Source organism: Amycolatopsis umgeniensis, assembly GCF_014205155.1.
Classification (GTDB): Bacteria; Actinomycetota; Actinomycetes; order Mycobacteriales; family Pseudonocardiaceae; genus Amycolatopsis; species Amycolatopsis umgeniensis.
The window spans coordinates 2,427,407-2,444,615 of sequence record NZ_JACHMX010000001.1; the positions used below are offsets into that span (position 1 = coordinate 2,427,407).

General features: G+C 68.0%; 19 protein-coding genes. 14 read left to right on the top strand and 5 right to left on the bottom strand.

Annotation, left to right across the window (positions count from 1 at the left end):
* The first annotated feature begins 48 nt into the window (after positions 1 to 48).
* The 12 genes from HDA45_RS10855 to HDA45_RS43030 all read left to right on the top strand — a co-directional run bounded on the left by HDA45_RS10855 (position 49) and on the right by HDA45_RS43030 (position 11,838).
* Positions 49 to 846: an MlaE family ABC transporter permease gene (locus HDA45_RS10855; protein ID WP_184894296.1), complete on the top strand. Its 798-nt coding sequence runs from the start codon at positions 49 to 51 to the stop codon at positions 844 to 846.
* The gene (locus tag HDA45_RS10860) at positions 846 to 1,709 is read left to right on the top strand and encodes an MlaE family ABC transporter permease (protein WP_184894297.1); all 864 of its coding nucleotides are present in this window, start codon (positions 846 to 848) and stop codon (positions 1,707 to 1,709) included. Before HDA45_RS10855 ends, HDA45_RS10860 begins: the two co-directional genes overlap by 1 nt.
* The gene (locus HDA45_RS10865; RefSeq protein WP_184894300.1) at positions 1,706 to 2,962 is read left to right on the top strand and encodes an MCE family protein; all 1,257 of its coding nucleotides are present in this window, start codon (positions 1,706 to 1,708) and stop codon (positions 2,960 to 2,962) included. Before HDA45_RS10860 ends, HDA45_RS10865 begins: the two co-directional genes overlap by 4 nt.
* Positions 2,959 to 3,972, top strand: coding sequence for an MCE family protein (locus HDA45_RS10870; protein ID WP_184894301.1), 1,014 nt, complete (start codon positions 2,959 to 2,961; stop codon positions 3,970 to 3,972). Before HDA45_RS10865 ends, HDA45_RS10870 begins: the two co-directional genes overlap by 4 nt.
* Entirely contained in the window at positions 3,969 to 4,961 is a 993-nt protein-coding gene (locus HDA45_RS10875) for an MCE family protein (RefSeq protein WP_184894303.1), read from the top strand. The genes HDA45_RS10870 and HDA45_RS10875 overlap by 4 nt, the downstream gene beginning before the upstream one ends.
* Complete coding sequence (locus HDA45_RS10880) at positions 4,958 to 6,052, top strand: MCE family protein (protein ID WP_184894305.1); 1,095 nt, start codon at positions 4,958 to 4,960, stop codon at positions 6,050 to 6,052. The genes HDA45_RS10875 and HDA45_RS10880 overlap by 4 nt, the downstream gene beginning before the upstream one ends.
* On the top strand, positions 6,052 to 7,104 hold the full coding sequence (locus HDA45_RS10885; RefSeq protein ID WP_184894307.1) for an MCE family protein: 1,053 nt from the start codon (positions 6,052 to 6,054) through the stop codon (positions 7,102 to 7,104). Before HDA45_RS10880 ends, HDA45_RS10885 begins: the two co-directional genes overlap by 1 nt.
* Complete coding sequence (locus HDA45_RS10890; RefSeq protein WP_184894309.1) at positions 7,101 to 8,291, top strand: MlaD family protein; 1,191 nt, start codon at positions 7,101 to 7,103, stop codon at positions 8,289 to 8,291. Before HDA45_RS10885 ends, HDA45_RS10890 begins: the two co-directional genes overlap by 4 nt.
* The gene (locus tag HDA45_RS10895; protein WP_184894311.1) at positions 8,291 to 8,941 is read left to right on the top strand and encodes a hypothetical protein; all 651 of its coding nucleotides are present in this window, start codon (positions 8,291 to 8,293) and stop codon (positions 8,939 to 8,941) included. The genes HDA45_RS10890 and HDA45_RS10895 overlap by 1 nt, the downstream gene beginning before the upstream one ends.
* A gap of 439 nt (positions 8,942 to 9,380) precedes the next feature.
* Positions 9,381 to 10,604 (top strand): lipase family protein, encoded by a 1,224-nt coding sequence (locus HDA45_RS10900; protein ID WP_184894313.1) that lies wholly within the window; start codon positions 9,381 to 9,383, stop codon positions 10,602 to 10,604.
* On the top strand, positions 10,601 to 11,533 hold the full coding sequence (locus HDA45_RS10905; RefSeq protein ID WP_184894315.1) for an SMP-30/gluconolactonase/LRE family protein: 933 nt from the start codon (positions 10,601 to 10,603) through the stop codon (positions 11,531 to 11,533). Before HDA45_RS10900 ends, HDA45_RS10905 begins: the two co-directional genes overlap by 4 nt.
* The gene (locus tag HDA45_RS43030) at positions 11,530 to 11,838 is read left to right on the top strand and encodes an ANTAR domain-containing protein (RefSeq protein WP_343072046.1); all 309 of its coding nucleotides are present in this window, start codon (positions 11,530 to 11,532) and stop codon (positions 11,836 to 11,838) included. Before HDA45_RS10905 ends, HDA45_RS43030 begins: the two co-directional genes overlap by 4 nt.
* Positions 11,839 to 11,912: 74 nt before the next feature.
* On the opposite strand, the gene HDA45_RS10915 is transcribed toward HDA45_RS43030, so the two are convergent.
* The 5 genes from HDA45_RS10915 to HDA45_RS10935 all read right to left on the bottom strand — a co-directional run bounded on the left by HDA45_RS10915 (position 11,913) and on the right by HDA45_RS10935 (position 15,449).
* Positions 11,913 to 13,547: an autotransporter outer membrane beta-barrel domain-containing protein gene (locus tag HDA45_RS10915; RefSeq protein ID WP_184894317.1), complete on the bottom strand. Its 1,635-nt coding sequence runs from the start codon at positions 13,545 to 13,547 to the stop codon at positions 11,913 to 11,915.
* Between the two features lie 55 nt (positions 13,548 to 13,602).
* Positions 13,603 to 14,427, bottom strand: a complete 825-nt coding sequence (locus tag HDA45_RS10920; protein ID WP_184894319.1) for a hypothetical protein — start codon at positions 14,425 to 14,427, stop codon at positions 13,603 to 13,605.
* Between the two features lie 255 nt (positions 14,428 to 14,682).
* Positions 14,683 to 14,835, bottom strand: coding sequence for a hypothetical protein (locus HDA45_RS10925; protein WP_184894321.1), 153 nt, complete (start codon positions 14,833 to 14,835; stop codon positions 14,683 to 14,685).
* A 63-nt stretch (positions 14,836 to 14,898) separates the two neighbouring features.
* Entirely contained in the window at positions 14,899 to 15,261 is a 363-nt protein-coding gene (locus HDA45_RS10930) for a hypothetical protein (protein WP_246480671.1), read from the bottom strand.
* Positions 15,258 to 15,449, bottom strand: coding sequence for a DUF433 domain-containing protein (locus HDA45_RS10935; protein ID WP_343072288.1), 192 nt, complete (start codon positions 15,447 to 15,449; stop codon positions 15,258 to 15,260). The genes HDA45_RS10930 and HDA45_RS10935 overlap by 4 nt, the downstream gene beginning before the upstream one ends.
* Positions 15,450 to 15,624: 175 nt before the next feature.
* On the opposite strand from HDA45_RS10935, the gene HDA45_RS10940 reads away from it, so the two are divergent.
* Positions 15,625 to 16,398, top strand: a complete 774-nt coding sequence (locus HDA45_RS10940; protein ID WP_184894326.1) for a S1 family serine peptidase — start codon at positions 15,625 to 15,627, stop codon at positions 16,396 to 16,398.
* A 300-nt stretch (positions 16,399 to 16,698) separates the two neighbouring features.
* Positions 16,699 to 17,166 (top strand): hypothetical protein, encoded by a 468-nt coding sequence (locus HDA45_RS10945; protein ID WP_184894328.1) that lies wholly within the window; start codon positions 16,699 to 16,701, stop codon positions 17,164 to 17,166.
* Positions 17,167 to 17,209: the final 43 nt, after the last annotated feature.

The following is a 17,209-nucleotide window of genomic DNA, read 5'->3' on the forward strand; positions in this document are numbered from 1 at the left end:
CGTTTCTTACCGACAGGTAGGTAGCCGGACGCAGGCAAGGGGGCCCGCATGACCGCTCCGGCACGGTGGCGCTCCGGCTCGGTGGCCGAGATCGGGGTGCTGTTCGGTTTCGCCGCCGACACCCTCGCCGCGAGCTGGTCGGCGGTGATCCGGCGCCGGTTCAACGTCCGCGAAACCGTGCACCAGATGTGGTTCCTGGCCGGGGTCACCGCGCTGCCCTCGATCCTGGTGATGATCCCGTTCGGCGTGGTGGTGGCCGCGCAGGTGGGATCCCTGACCGCGCAGATCGGCGCGCAGAACTACAGCGGCGCCGTGGTCGGGCTGCTGATCGTCGGCCAGGCGGCGCCGCTGGTCTGCGCGCTGATGATCGCCGGGGTCGGCGGCTCGGCGATGTGCGCCGATCTGGGCGCCCGCACCATCCGCGAGGAGACCGACGCGCTCGAAGTGATGGGCCTGCCGGTGCTCGAACGGCTGGTGGTCCCGCGCATCGCCGCCGCGGTGGTGATCACGATGCTGCTCGACAGCCTGGTGATGGCGGTGGGGATCACCGCGAGTTTCCTGTTCCAGGTCACCGTCCTGAACGTGAGCGCGGGAAGCTTCCTGACCACGCTGACCGATTTCGCGCACCTGTCGGACTTCCTGGTCTCCCAGCTCAAGTCCGCCGTGTTCGCGCTGCTCGCCGCCGGCGTCGCCTGTTTCAAGGGGATCACCGTGAAAGGCGGGCCCGCCGGGGTGGGCAACGCGGTGAACGAAGCGGTGGTACTCGCGTTCCTGCTGGTGTTCCTGGCCAACGTCGGAATCGGCGAGCTCTATGCCTTGGTCTCTCCCCCGGACGGGGGTTTCTGATGGCCGTCCCGTTCGCCGGTGCGCTCGGCCGGAAGCTGGCGCCGTGGGCGCACCGTGGGCTAGCCGGTATCGCCGAAGCGGGCGCGCAATTCACCTTCGCTCTGCGGGTGCTGCTGGAACTGCCCGCCGCGGCGGCCCGGCATTGGCGTCACATCGTCCGCCTGGTGGCGGAGATCAGCTTCGGTTCGGCCACGCTGCTGGCCGGCGGTGGCAGCGTCGGCGTGGTCTTCGCGATGAGCTTCGTGACCGGATCGCAGATCGGTTTCGAAGGATTCCGCGGCCTCGACCTCGTCGGCCTCTCCCCGTTGGCCGGGGCGATGTCGGGCCTGGTGAACACCCGCGAACTGGCGCCCGTCGTGGCCGGGATCGCCCTCGCCGCGAAGGTGGGCACCGGCTTCACCGCGCAACTGGGCGCGATGCGGATCGCCGAGGAGATCGACGCGCTGGACGCGATGTCGATCCGCTCGCTGCGGTTCCTGGTGGCCACCAGGATGATCGCCGCGTTCGTCGCGGTCATCCCGCTGTACCTGGTCGGCCTGTTCGCCTCCTACGTGGCCACCAGGCTGATCGTGGTGAACGCGAACGGCCAGTCCGGCGGGAATTACGACTACTACTTCCATCTCGTGCTGCCACCCCAGGACATCCTGCTGTCCCTGCTGAAAGCCTTGGTGCTGGCGATGATCGTGACCATGATCCACTGCTACTACGGCTACACCGCGCGTGGCGGGCCCGAGGGCGTGGGCATCGCGGCCGGACGCGCGCTGCGGACCAGCATCGTGCTGATCATGATCGCCGACATCCTGGTGTCGTTCGCCTTCTGGGGTGTCTACCCCACCCTTCCCGGTACCGGAGCGGGCCGATGAGGCGGCGCGGGGAACCCGGCCTCGCCGCGCTCGCGTGGCGCGGGGTCACCGGTCTGGTCGTCGGCGTGGTGGTGATCGTGCTCGTGATCGCGTACGGCGCGGGTGCGCTCAGTGCCGACCCGGCGGTGACCTCGGACATCCCCGGCCAGAGCGTCGGCGTGCTGGAACGGTCCACAGTGGAGTACCGGGGCGCGGTGGTCGGCACCGTCGAGGAGGTACGCAGTGATCGGCAGGGCACCCGGCTGACCCTCCGGATGTTCCCCGACCAGCTCGAGAACATCCCGGCCGGGGTGCGGACCAGGATCCTGCCGCGCACGCTGTTCGGCGACCAGTACATCGACCTCGTGCCACCGGACCGGCCCGGTGCCGGGCGGTTGAGCACCGACGAACCCATTCCCGCCGACACTTCCGGCGAGACAGTCGAGCTGTACACCGCCTTCAAGCGGCTGTTCTCGGTCCTGCAGGCCGTCCAGCCCGCGAAGATCAACACGGCGCTGACAGCGGTGAGCGAGGCGCTTTCGGGCCGTGGCGCCGAACTCGGCGAACTGATCGACCAGGCTCACGAACTCACCGCGGACGCGCCCGCCCTGCTCGCCACCTTCGGCGACACCCTCGGGTTCGTCTCCGACCTCAGCGAACAACTCGGTGAGGTCGCGCCGGAAGGGATCCAGGCGCTCGAAAACGCGATCGTCCTTTCGCAGGACCTCGTCCGGCAGAAGGGGAACATCCAGGCGCTGCTCACCGGAGGACTCGAACTGATGGGGCAGGGACGGCAACTGCTCGGCGACAACGCCGATCGCGTCATCAGGCTGGTCGACAAGGGCGGCGAGGTCACCGGCGCCCTGGCGGACAACGCGAAGGGGATCACCGAGCTCTACGGGAGTTTCGGCAGGCTGATGACCAACATCGCCGGAGTGGTCGGCGACGGCCGCACCCTCCCGGTGGACCTCGACGTGACCTTGGACGGGACCCGTCCGTACACCTCGGCCGACTGCCCGCGTTACGGCGAACTGACCGGCCCCAACTGCGGCCCCGCACCGGAACGGCCGCGGGAAGAACCGCGTGCGGTCGTCGTCCCGCCGATCTTCGGCGGCGCGTCCGGTCCCGTCGGCAGTGACGTCGAAGCGAAGTCGCTCACCCGGTTCGCGGACAGGCTGGCTGGACGGCTCCGCCCGGACCCGGGAACACGGACCGGGATCCTGGGAGTGCTCGCGGGGCCGATCCTGCGCGGCGCCGAGGTGCCGGTGCCATGAGGGCTCTGCGCGGTTTACTGCCGACACTGACGAAACTGGGCGTGTTCGGCACGGTCTGCCTGCTCTGCACGGCGCTGGTGGCCAACACCCTGCACCGTCCTTTCGGGACACCCACGGCCGGGTTCTCGGCGGTCTTCACCGACGCGCTCGGCGTCAAACCCGGCAGCGACGTCCGGATCGCCGGTGTCCGCGTCGGCAAGGTCGACGCGGTGAAGCTGCGCGAAGGCAAGGCCCTGGTCTCCTTCGAAGTGACCACGGACCAGGAACTGCCCATCGGTACCGGCGCCGCGGTGCGCTACGCCGATCTTCTCGGCGCGCGGTATGTCGCGCTGAACCCGGGCCCCGCACGCGGCGAACGACTCGCCGAGGGCGCCACTATCCCCCTCGAACGGACCACCCCCGCCCTCGACCTCACAAAACTGTTCAACGGTTTCAAACCGATCTTCGACGTCCTCGCCCCCGCCGACGTCAATCAGCTCGCCAAGGAGATCATCGCCGTGTTCCAGGGCGAGGGTCCGACCATCAACGCGCTGCTGACCAGGATCGTTTCCCTGACCGACACCTTCGCCGGGCAGGACGAGGTGATCGGGCGGGTGCTGGCGGATCTCCAGCCCGTGCTGGAAAGCACGATCGCCCACGGCCAGGACTTCAAGGACCTCATCGCCGGACTCGGCGCGCTGGCCGGTGGGCTGGCGGACAACCGCGGCCTCATCACCGAAGCGCTCGACAGCGGCGCCCGGCTGGCGGGGACCGTAGCCGACGTCGTGCGGCAGACCCAACCCGCGATCGACCGCGATCTCAGGTCGCTGTTCGAACTGTCCGGGAAACTCGACGCGAACCGGGAGCCGCTCGTGGGAGCCCTCCATGACCTGCCCAAGGTGCTGGGCAAGGTCGACACCATCCTCGGCTACGGCGGCTGGGTCAACATCTACTTCTGCAATCTCGGCATCGGGATCGGCGGGCCGCGGATCGACATCGGGAACGGCCCGCATTCGGCGGTGTGCCGATGAGGCGGCCCTATCGCGACCGCGATCCGGTCAAACTCGCCGGGGCGGGCATGCTCGTCCTGCTCGGTCTGGTCGGCTTCGCCATCGGACTGCCGCAAGCGGTGTTCTACCAGCGCACCACCGATTACGCGGTCGAGCTGGCCAACGCCGCCGGACTCCGGCCGGACGACCAGGTGTTCATCGCCGGGGTGCCGTCCGGGCGCGTGCGCACCGTCGACCTCGCCGTCGACCGGGTGCGGATCGGTCTGCGCCTCGACCACGACCAGACGCTGGGGACGGAGACCACGGCCGGGGTCAAACTCCAGACCATCCTCGGGAAGCGGTATCTCGACGTCCAGCCCCGTGGCGGCGGCCGGATCCCCGCCGGTGGCACGATCCCGCTCGCGCGCACCTCGGTCCCGTTCTCCCTGGACGACCTCGGCCGCTCGGCGGCCAAGACCACCGAGGAACTCGACCTCGGCGCGCTCAAGCAGATGATTTCGACCCTGCGGGCCAACGCTCCCGACGCGAATCTCGCCGCGCAGGCTCTGCGGGGTGTCGGCGCGGCGACCAGCGTGTTCGACAAGTACAGCGAGCAGCTCAAAAGCCTCCTGGCGGGCGCCCAGTCGGTGACGAGCACCCTGGTGAGCCAACAGGACAGCCTGGTCGCGTTGCTCGGCGACACCGACCTGATCGCCACGGCACTCGTCGAGCGCAAGGCCACCCTGGAGAAACTCATCACCGACCTCGGCACCCTGAGCACCCAGGTCCGGTCCTTTTTGGACACGAACCGGCCGATGGTCCGGCCCCTGCTCGACAGGCTGCAGACGGTGGCGAAGACGCTCACCGACAACAAGGAACAGCTCGGCCGGACGCTGGATCTGCTGGCGCCGACCGGACGCTACCTCGCCAACGCGTCGGGCAACGGCCCCTGGCTCGACGTCGTCGGCCCGGCGGGCCCGGTGCCGGACGATCTGCTCTGCCTCTTCGGCGTCGTGAAGGGATGCAAATGACCGCGGCCGCCCGGGTGCTGTCCCTGCTCATCGTCGCGACCCTGTTCGTGGCCGGCGCCTTCCTCGTCCTGCGCCCGGCCCCGGCGTACACCGTCGTCGCGGAGTTCCCGCAGGCGGAAGGCATCTACCCGGGCAGCAAGGTCGGGGTGCTCGGCGTGCCACTCGGCGAGGTCACCGCGGTGGAGCCGCTCGGTGGCAAGGTCCGGGTCAGCCTGTCGCTCCCCGAGGGCGTCAAGGTGCCCGCCGACGCGCAGGCCTGGGTGATGTCGCCCGCGGTGATCAGCGATCAGTACGTCGAGCTGACCCCGGCCTACAAGTCCGGTCCCGCCCTTCCCGAAGGCGGGGTGATCCCGGTCGGCCGCGCTCACTCCCCGGTGAAGTGGGACAGCCTGATGGCGTCGCTGAACACCTTGCTCACCACCTTCGGCCCCGAACCGGGCAAGACCACCGCACCGCTCGGCGAACTGCTGGACTCGGCGGCGAAGCTGTTGCACGGCAACGGTCCCGCGTTCAAGGAAGCGATCACCCATGTGGCGCAGGCGAGCGGGCTCGTCGCCGGGGAGCTGCCGGACGTCGCCACCTTCCTGGAGACACTGAAAACACTGGTGGGCGCGCTGGCGAAGAACAAGGACACGGTCGACTCGGTGACGAATTCGGTGAACCTGGCCGCGGCCGAGTTCGGCGAGCAGCAGGACACCATCGCGGCCACGATGTCGAACCTGTCCGTCGTCCTCACCGACGTCGCCCAGCTGGTGAAGGACAGCGGCGCCTCCCTGACCACCACGTTGCCCCAGCTCAACGCCGTTGTCGGCGACCTCGCGGCCCGTGGCCCGCAGATCGCCGAAATCCTCGACACCCTGCCGCTCGGCGCGCAGAACCTCAGCAAGGCGGTTACGGGGGACGACCGGCTGCGCGTCCGGCTGGACGTGTCCACGAACCTTTCGCAGTTCGCGGCCGGGCGGAAACTGTGCGAATCGTTCCCGATCCCACTGTGCTCGGGAGCGGGGCTGGTCAACCCGGTCCGGTTCCCGCCCTCGGTGAACGACCCGCTCGGATTCCCGGTGTCCGTGCCTCCGACGGGAGGAAAGTGATGCGAGCGCACGGAAAGGTACTCGGTCTGGTCGTCACCGCGGGGCTGCTCGGTGGCTGCGGGGTGAGTCTCCAGAACCTCGACTCCGTCACCGGCGTGGACGGACCGTCCTATCGCATCACCGCCGTCTTCACCGAAGTGTCCGGCCTCCCGGCGGGCGGTGAGGTCAAGCTCGGCCCCACCGCGGTCGGGAAGGTGATCTCGGCGCGCTCGGAGAACTTCCAGGCGCACGTGACGCTCGAACTCCGCGAAGACGTCAAGCTGCCGAAAGGCACCCGCGCCGAGCTGAAGCTGAGCACGGCGCTCGGCGACCAGTACGTCGACCTCCTGCCCCCGGCGCGGGCGGGAGGGGAAACGCTGCCGCCCGGCGCCGTGATCCCCGTCGCCGACACCGCGCGTGGCCCGGACGTCGAGAACACGCTCGCCCTGCTCGGCACCGTGCTCGACAACAGCGGGTTCGAGCAGGCGAGGACGATCATCACCGAGCTGAACACCATGCTGTCCGGACGCGAGGACAAGATCCGCGACCTGCTGTCCCGCGTCGACGGCATTCTGTCCACTTTGGACGCAAGAACCACCGACTTCAAGCGCACCCTGGAGTCACTCGGCAAGCTGAGCAAGACCACCGCCGACAACAAGGCGCTGCTGGACACCGCGTTCACCCGGATCACCCCCGCCGTCCGGATGCTGCGCGACCAGCAGGGAGCCTTGAACGCGATGCTGGCGAGCGTCCCGCCGCTCGCGAACGTCGCGGGGGACACCCTGGGCCGCACCAAGGACTCGCTCACCCGGATGGCAAGCGATCTCGGGCCGATCCTCGACGCGTTCAACGGTTTCGCCGGCGACCTCGGCCGGACGCTGGGCGCGCTGAAGACGGTCGGCGGAGTACTGGACAAGTCGATCCCGGGCGACTACCTCGACATCGATCTCACCGTGAACGTTCCCGCGTCGCTCTCGTCACTGTTCACCTCGTTCCTGGGCGGCCCCGCGTCCCCGCCGGGTTCTCCCCTGCCTGGTGACGCCGGAGCGCCACTGATGGGAGGAACGCGATGAGGATCCGTCGCGGCGGCGGGCTGCCCTTGGTGCAGCTCGCCCTGTTCCTGGTGATCGGCGTCGGCTGCTCGGTCTACCTCGGCGTGACCGCGGTCGGCCCGGCCGAATTCCGGGACGCCACGCACGTGACCGTCCAGATGCCCGACGCCGGCGGTCTCTCCCCCGGCGCTTCGGTGACCTATCACGGGGTGCGGGCCGGAGACGTCGACGCCGTCCGGTTGCGCACGGACGGGTCCGGCGTGGACATCGCGATCAGTTTCGACGGCAGGCTGCGGGTCCCCGCCGACACCCGGGCCGTCGTCGCACAGGACACCGCGGTCGCGCTCAAACATCTGGATCTGCGCCCGGCCGCGGACAAGGCGCCTTATCTGACCGACGGCGCGACCATCCACTCGGAACAGACGAAGACGGTGCTCCCCCTGCAGACCCTGCTGGTGAACCTGATGCGGCTCGCCGACAGTGTCGACCTCGGCAAGGTCTCCTCGATCGCCGACGACCTGGCGATCGGCTTCGACGGGACCAGCGGGCACCTACGGGACATCCTCGACGACGGCGGTGAGATCGTCGCGCAGCTCAAAGCGATGCGGCCCACCGTCGACGTTTTGCTCACCGATGCCAAGGACTTCCTCGGCGAAGGCACCTCGGCACGGCTGCCCAAGGTGGTCAGTTCGCTCAACCGGCTGACCGGGGAACTGCGCGGCCTGGTGCCGAAGGCGACTCCGCTGCTGGAGCAGGCGCCCGGGCTGGCCGAACAGCTGGTGCCGTTGCTGCGGGTGAACCAGCCGCAGATCAGCGCGCTGCTGGCCAACCTGGTGTCCCCGCTCGAGGTGACCGCGGACCGGATCCCGGCCCTGCGTGCCCTGTTCACCGCTGGTCCGAAGGGGCTCGGAGACCTCGCGAGTTCCGCGAGGAACGGGTACGCCGCGTTCACCCTGGTGCTGGCGCAGGGCGGGATCTGCTACTACCCGGTGGATCGCCGCACCCCCACCGACACCACGCCGCGGGAGCCGGGGCTCGATTTCCACTGCCCGGGTGGTCAGCGCGGCGACTCCGGAGTGCGCGGGGCGGCGAACGCACCGAGACCGGGTACCGGCACGGGTGCCCCGGCGGTGCCGCCGCCCGGCGCGCCGGACTCGTCCACCGGCCGTACGTCCTGGTCGTCCCTCTATCTGCAAGGAGCGCGCTGATGAAGAACACGCAAGTCACCTCCGTCACGCGACGAGTGGCGGGGCATCCGCCGCCCGCCAAGAAAGGTGACGACGTCAAGCCGTCACCGATGCCGCGGAAACCCCCGCCGGAGAAGGAAGAGAGCGAGCCCGCGGCGGCCGAAGTCCCTTCGCCGGAAAAGGAGGACATGCCGGCGAAGAGGGCTCCGCGCCGGATCGCCGCCGCGGCCGTGGTGGTGCTGCTGGCCGGAGCGGCCGGGTTCGCCGGCTGGCAGTGGTATCGCCAGGAACTGCTGGACACCGCGCGGGACGAGGCTTCCGCCGCCGCCGGGAAGTACGCCGTCGACCTGACCAGCTACGACTTCGGCAAACTCGACGAGAACTTCGAAACGGTCGCCGGGAACTCGACCGCGGCCTTCGCCCAGCAGTACCAGGAGACCACGAACGGCATCAAACCCCTGCTCCTGCAGTACAAAGCGGTCTCCAAGAGCACCGTGCTGCAGAGCGGGATCGTGAACGCGACCGCGGACCGGGTGGTCGCGGTGCTGTTCGTCGACCAGACGATCACCAACACCAACAGCCCGCAGGCCCGGGTCGATCGCAACCGCGTCGAGCTCACCCTGGTCCATCAGGACGGCCGGTGGCTCATCGACGGTCTCCAGCTGCGATGAGGGTTCGCCGTCGGAATGGTGAAGACGGTGAGGAGCCTGCTCGCGAACATGAGATCGTCGCGCACGCTGATCCTGCGACGTAGGAAGGCCGTGACCGGGTTCAGGTTGCCGGTGACCAGTTTGAGGGAGTGGCAGATCGCGGACGAAGAGCGCCTATGGCCCGCCAAGACCGTACGCGGCCATCCATGACCGGTATATCGAAGCTGGTGCGCACATCGCTCGCAACGCACATGTCGAGACTAACGCGCGGAGCCTCGGTACAGCGCGTCGATCTCGGCTACAGGTTTCCGCGATCGACGCGCACTTCGACCTCCCGATCCCGGACACGAGGCCCTCACATCGTGGTGACCGTTGACACGCTCCCGAGCCCTGATCAATACTCCCGTATCAGAAAAATTGATACACATGTATTAGTTTGGCGCGTGCTCAAGGAGGAGCGATGAAGTCCAGACCGGTACTGCGATCGATGCTGCTGCTGGGTGTTTTGATCATCTCGCCGGCGGCGGGAACGGGGGTCGCCGCGGCGGTGCCGTCGGCCGCCCCCTCGGCGCAGACGACGATCCCGCGGCCCGACGACGATCCGTTCTACCGCCCGCCCGCCGGGTACGAGGCGCAACCGCCGGGAGCCGTCCTGCGCAAGCGCGAAGTGAAGATCAGCACCTACCTCATCCCCACCCCGGTCCGCGCCTACCAGGTGCTGGTGCGCTCGACCGACGGCGCCGACAGGCCGATCGCCACGGTCAGCACGATCATGGTGCCGCTCGCCGCACCCCCGAGCGGCAAGCGCACGCTGCTGTCGTACCAAAGCGCGATCGACAGCCTCGGCACGCACTGCAATCCGTCGTACGAATTGCGGACCGGCCTGCAGAAGGATCCCAGCGCGGTGGCCGCCGCACTGCTCAAGGGCTGGGTCGCCATCCAGACCGACTACCAGGGCCCCCGGATGTCGTGGATCGCCGGCAAGGTGGCGGGACGCGCGACACTCGACGGCATCCGCGCGGCGCTGGCCCTCCCCGAAGCCGGCCTCGGCCCGGACGCGCCGGTTGCCGCCTGGGGGTACTCCGGCGGCGGGCACGCCACCGCGTGGGCGGCACAGGAGCAACCCTCCTACGCCCCCGAAATGGACGTGAAAGCCTGGGTGGCCAACGCTTTCACCGGCGATCTCCGCAAAACCGTCGAAGGGATCGACGGCGGTCCGTTCTCCGGATTCGCACTCGCCGCGATGGTCGGCCTGTCCCGCGAATACGCCACCTTGGACCCGTTCAACGACAAGGGAAAGCAACTGGCCGAACGCATCGGCGACGACTGTGTCATCGAACTGGTCGCGGCCAACCCGTTCCAGCATGTCAACGACTACACCCGGTACGACATCTACCACAACGCCGACGTCGACGCGGTACTCGCGGACAACTACGTCGGCACCCGCGCGCCGAAGGGGCCGGTCCTCGTCCAGCAGTCCCGTTTCGACGAAATCGTCTCCCCCTCCTACAACCAGGGCTCGGTCGCGGATTGGTGCGCGCGGGGCGCGAACGTGGAGTACCACCTGTCGAACGTGCCCGAACACATCACGTACGCCATCGCGAGCGTGCCCTACGCCATTTCCTGGATCAGCCAACGACTGAGCGGCGTCCCGACCGCCGGAAACTGTGGGAGGACGTCATGACCGGACGTGTCCGAAGCGTCATCACGGCGGCCGTCATCGCCGCGGCGGCTCTCACCACACCTGGCGCGGCCACGGCCGCTCCGGCACAAGACTGCACACCCTGGCAGGTCCGCACCGTCGCCACCGGTCTCGGCCTGCCACTGGAAAACCTCGCCTTCGACGGCCGGGGCGGACTGCTCGTCTCGAAGACCCTGTTCGCGGGCAACGGATCCGTCGAACGCGTGACCCCGGACGGCGCGGTGAGCACCCTGCTACCGGTCCGCGGCCCCGGCGCGCTCACGGTGCGCGGCGACGAGCTGTACGTCAACACCGGGCACCTGACCGTCGACGGGACGCTCGGGCTGAAGACCGGCACCATCGACATCTACGACTTCGGCACGGGGAAACGGAGGACCTGGGCGACCAACCTGACGATGCCCGACGGGGGCACGGTGCTGCCGAACGGCGACGCGGTGATCAGCACCCTCATCGGCCCCGAACGCGGACTCTGGCTGGTACGCAAGGAGAATCCGTCGGCGCCGGAACGGTACGGACCCGATCTGCTCGGGCCCAACGGAATGGTCGTCAGCAACGACGGCCGCACGCTGTACGTCGCCAACACCGGCGACCCCGGCTTCCAGATCGCCGGTATCGACCTCGCGAATCCTTCGGCGCCCGCGAAGAAGATCCGGCTTCAGGCGCCATGGCCGCTGAACATCATCGACGACCTGACCATCGGACCCGACGGACGGCTCTACACGGCGGGCGAACACGGCATCGTCTACCGCGTCGACCCGGAATCCGGCTCGACCTGCGCGATCGCCACCGGCGTCCACCTCGGCTCGTCCGTGCGCTTCGGCGCCGGACCGGGCTGGGATCTGGAAAGCCTCTACAGCACCGGATTCGATGGCGCCGTACGACGTCTCGTCCCACCGGGCCAAGGTGAGTGACGAGCGCTGAGGGCGCCGGAACCCGGCAGGGGCGGGTTCCGGCGCCCTCGAGTACCAACCCCAGGTACACCGGGCTGTTCGCCACCCATGCCGCGATCGCGCTCATCGGCGCGCAGAACGAAGCCCGCCTGCACCTCGCGGTCGAGAACCGTGGCGTGATCGGAATGGCCAAAGGCATCCTCATGCAACGCCACGACATCGACGACCTGCAGGCCTCTCAGCTCCTGGTCGAGTCCTCCCAGACCACCAACCTGAAACTGCAACTGGTCGCCGAATGGGTCGTCCAGCACCGCCGCGAACTTTAGCCGCGTTCCGGGCGCCAGCGAGAAAGCGGGGACACCGGAATCCGGTGTCCCCGCTCGTGTTTCCCCTTTGCTCGTCAGACGAGGCTGAGGTGATCACCGGTGCTGTTCCAGCCGAGGGCGTCGACCACGGCGTCGCCGCCGTGGCCCGCCGGGCCGGAATTCCCACCGTTGGTGATGCTGGAGTTGTCCGCGCTCCCGGTCGCACCGGTGGCTCCGGTGCTGCCCGAATCGCCCGAGGTGACCGTCGTGTTCACGCGGTCGCCTTCACGCTTCCAGTCACCGTGGTGACCCTGCTCGTTACCTCGGACGGACTGGACGGCGGTGTTGCCGCCGGTGGAGCCCGAGTTCCCCGAGTCGCCGGAGTTGCCGCTGACGGCGTTGTTCTCGCTGGTGGCGTTCCCGGCATCGCCGGAGTCACCACCGTTACCGCCCTTCGCGATCCCAGTCACTTTGCCGAGCACACCGCTGTCACTGCTGCGGTGTCCACCGTTGTGGGTCGCCGCGGAGTTCTGGCCGGAGGCGAGAACCGCGGCGTCGCCGCCACGTCCTGCCGGGCCGGAGTGTCCGCCGGTGGTGACGCTGTCGTTCTTCGCGTCGCCGGTCGCACCGGTGGCACCAGTGCTGCCCGAATCACCAGAGGTGACCGTGGTGCTCGAGTGGTCACCCTGATGCTTCCAGCCGCCGTGACCGGAGTCCCGGCCGCCGAGCGTCCACGTCGCCGCGGTGTTGCCGCCGGTGGAGCCCGAGTTCCCCGAGTCGCCGGAGTTGCCGCTGACGGCGTTGTTCTCGCTGGTGGCGTTCCCGGCATCGCCGGAGTCACCACCATTGCCGCCCTTCGCGATCCCAGTCACTTTGCCGAGCACACCGCTGTCACTGCTGCGGTGTCCACCGTTGTTCGTGGCGGAGTTGCGGCCGGACGCGGCCGCGATGGCGTCGCCGCCGTCGCCCGCCTGACCGGAGTTCCCGCCGTCGGTGGCGCTCTCGTTGTGCGCGTCACCGGTGGAGCCGGTGTCGCCGGTGTTCCCGGAGTCGCCCGAGTTCACACTGGTCTCGCAGCGGGCGAGCACGCAGAGCCCGTAAGCACTGTTCCCACCGGTCGAACCGGACTTGCCCGAATCACCGGAGTTCCCGCTCACGGCGCTGTTGCCACTGGTGGCGTTCCCGGCCTTGCCGGAGTCACCACCATCGCCGCCCTTCGCGGTCCCCGTCACTTTGCCGAGCACGCTGGACCTTCCGCCGTGGGCGCCCCGCGAGTCCGCGGCGTTGTGTCCCTCGGTGGCAGCGGTCCCGCTACCTCCGGCACCGGCCTTGCCGGAGTTTCCCCCGGTCGTAGTGCTGGTGTTGGAGGCGTTGCCGGTCGCACCGGTGGATCCGGTGTCGCCAGAGCCGCCCGAAGAGACCGACGTCGAACAGCTGGCCAGGACGCAGACGCCGTAGGCGCTGTTCCCACCGGTCGAACCGGACTTGCCCGAATCACCGGAGTTCCCGCTCACGGCGCTGTTGCCACTGGTGGCGTTCCCGGCCTTGCCGGAGTCACCACCGTCACCGCCGTGCGCGGCCGCCGACGAGATGCCGGCCACCACCGAGTTCACCGTGTCGCCCAGCGGTCCGGAGTTCCCGGTGTCCGCACTCGCCACCGCGGTGCCCAGCAGGACGAACCCGCCGGACAGCACTGCGGCGGTCAATCCGCGTCGCACGTACTTGTGCATGACGTTCCCTTTCTCATCTTCTGTCCATTGTGGAATTGAGGATGAAAAGGGCCCACTAACTCGGATGGTCGATACCGTAGTCGTCCGGCCAGGGAACGGCCCGGCGATCGTCCGGCGGTGCCCGCCATGCCCGGTCGGTTCCGGGCATTCCGGAACCGGTCTCGGTCACCGCGTGGTCACCACCGTGTGCGCCGGAGCCACCGGCCGTCATCGTGCCGCCCGTCTGAACGGCACCCGGTCCTGCGGGCAAAGCCGGGCCACCACCGTCACTATGCCCGGACGGGGCACTCAACTGCACATCATCCTGCTCGCTCGTCCGCTCAGCTGCGTACTCTCGCAGTGGGACGGCCGAAGCACGCGGCATGGCCGGCACCCGCATCTCCTGTTTCCGTGCCTGCGGTCCGGAATAGATCAGTGGTTCCGGGCTGACATCGGCACGAGGCGCCGGAGGAACCGGCCTGGCAGGTGTTCCGGTGACGGCGTCGGCCACCGGATCAGCGCCCACCACATGGGTGATCGGCGCCAGTGTGCGTACCAAGGGCTTCGTCACCGGGCCGGTGACCGGTCGCACCACGTTCAGTACGGGCTCGACCGCTTTCACGACCGGCCGCACCACGGGGGAAACCACCGGCTCGACCGGCTTCGTCACCCGTTCCACGACGGGCGCCATCTCTGAGGTCAGTTCGTGAACAGGGTGCAGGACGTTCCCGAGGAACGCGTGGTCATCGGGCTCGGCGGGCTTCTCCGCCGCGTCCGCTGCCCCCGACATCAGCACCGCCAGGACAACGAATCCGAGCAGCGCGCCTGCCGTGACAAACAATCGCGCGAGGACCGTACTGCCGCTGGCCTCCGCGATCGCCTGTGACTGGGAAGACTTCATCCATCTCACCCCCTTCCCGAGCTTCACCTGTCACGAGGTTTTCGGGCCGGGGAAGGTCATCAGATTGGGTGAAAGACGATCTTTTTTTCTTTGCTCAGAACAGTTTTCTACCGTCGGGTACCGGGTACCCATCCCCCTTCGAACGATGGAAAGGGCCGCCCGGGATACGGGCGTAGCCCTCCATGCAGTGCTTGTCTTTCGTGCCGGTGACCTGGCCTATCTCGTCGTTCATGTGGTCTCAACCGGCTAACCGGTTCACGCTGGTTCATGCCTTCGTGGCGCGACGAGGACTGTCGTGATCGCCGGTGGACCACCCGGTGAGGTTTCGGCGATGAGTTCGACGATCCAGCCGATGCACTGTCCGAAGTCGTCGTAGGCGGCGGCGCCGAGAAGGTCACTGGCGCGCATCACGGGCTCCAGGGATGCGGCCGATGAGGTGGCGGCGTAGCCAGCTTTCCAGCGGTGGCGTCGTCAGGACTTCGCGGTGGAGTGCCGGCGTGAGATGGCTGCCGACCTGTGAGACATGGTCGTACGGGATTCGCAGTGCTGCGGGTCTTCCTCGGCGCGCAGCCGGGTGGCGACCGCGGCGAGCCAGGCCCCGAACCGGCCGCCGATGCGGAGCCCGAGTGCGCGCTGTCCGACGAGCGGGGCCGCGACCAGGGGCCGTCCGTCGTCACCGATCTCGAACTCGATGTCGTCGACCTTGCCGATCTTGGCTCCGGCCAGGTCGACGATCTCGCGGTCCAGCAGGTGGAAGTCCACCAGATGAGGCAAGAGCGCCTTCAGGGTGTCAATGAGCCGGGGGCTGAGGTTGTGGTCGAAGAAGAACTTCACGCGGCGGCCCCTCGCACGGCCTGCTCGAAGTCAAGCGCATCCCGGGCGGCGTCCGGAGTGACACCAGGGCTGTAGTGGCGTACGTCCTCGACGCCTACGTCGCCGTCTTCGACGAGCTGGGCGATGGTGTCGTAAGGGATGCGAGTGCCCTTGATCGTGGGCCAGCCACCCATGCGGGCAGCGCGGATCTCGAGGCCCTTTCGAGGAGCCGCCCTCGATCACTTCCGGCTCGACCCGCTCGTCACGCTTGCCCGGCTCGACGCGGCCAACTGGGGGGCCTGACCTGATGGCCGGGTGAATTCCCTTTCAGTCGCCGATGTCGCCCGTTGATCCTGAAAGGCACGGATCAACAAGGAGGACACCATGCGGCATTTCCTGATCGCGGCCATCGCCGTCCTGCTGACTTTGTCAATGGCTCCGGCCGCCTCCGCTGAAGAAGACATCCAGGGCGGCACTCCGTACGACATCAAACTGGTTCCCTGGACGTTGAGCCTTCAAACTGCGAACGGCACCCCCTTCTGTGGTGCCGTCCTGGTCGATCTCGACATCGCCCTGACCGCCGCTCATTGCATGCGGAACAGAATACCCGCCACCTTGCGTGTCAGCGCAGGCGATAGCGATCGCACCAAAGGAGACAGGGTAGCCGTGTCGTCCGCCCTCTCGCACCCCCAGAACAACGCAGAGAGCAGAGACTTCGACGTCGCCGTGCTGCGCCTGGAGCGTAAGCTGAGACCCAACCCGAGAATCAAGGTCGCACGAATAGCGGACACGGACCGACGAACGGGCACCATGCTGACCGTGGTGGGATGGGGTATCAAGCACCACGGCGGCGGAACGCCAAAACATCTGCTGGGAATACAGGTCCCGACGGTGGATCGGGTCGACGTCTGTCAGCCGGCGTACAAAACAAAGCTCACGGAAAGAATGTTGTGTGCTGGCACGGCCGATGGCCACTTGGACACCTGCAAAGGTGACTCGGGCGGACCGGCGACCGATTCCCACAGACTTCTGGTGGGTTTGGTGTCTTTCGGCTATCGCTGTTTGTACCCGACCAAGAACGGTTCCTATACCGTCTTCGCCAACCTGGCCGAGCCTGAACTTCGCGCTTGGATCCGGGCAAACGCCAACGGGAAGTAGCTAGGAGGCCGGCAGGCCATCACACAGACCGACTACACGTTCCAGTTCCAGGGCGAGGATCCCCCAACCCTCAGGAACCCGACCAGGTCAAGCCCGAGAAACGCACGCTGTACAGCATCTCCAGCTACGCCTACGGCTACGGTGGCCCCGGACCGTGGGGCAATATCGGTCAGACTCAGCCGGTGTCATGGCCGCTGCGCTGCGACGTCGCTCGCAGCTTCGTAGAGGCCTGCAAGTAGAGTCGTTCGCGTGGGTGATGGTGGATATCCTGACCATCACCCACGCACAGCAAGAAACACAATGGCCGAACCAGTCCTGCTTCTCCGCGAGACCGGAAGCCCCTGGATCGACTATCACCAATTCATGCTGTTCGATGTCGAGTCCGCCGAGGCCCGGGCCTCACACCTGTCTCCGCAGACCGACGGGGCCATCGCAGTCAGCGGCCACGGGGGAGGCAAGTTCTTCACCTTGGGCGAGATGACGGACGTTGTGGTGGACTTCGAACTCTGGACAGCAGAACCCGCCCCGCCCGTGCCTCCAGAGGGAGATCGTTTTGAAGGGTCCTTCACCGTGGATACCTGGCGTGTCGTCCTCGGCTCCGTGACCGGCTCGCCATCGGACGTCATCATCGAACTTCCCATCCCCGGCCCTTTCCAGCTACGCGCGTTCCGCACCAGCGCCCCTGTAGAGAACGCCGACTTCCCGGATCTCGACTACCGACACGAGCGGTGGCTGATTCAGACCTGGCCATCCAGCGCACAGACGTAAGCCTGAGTGGCAGGCTCCTCCCTGGCAGGCGTCCCGTGCTTCA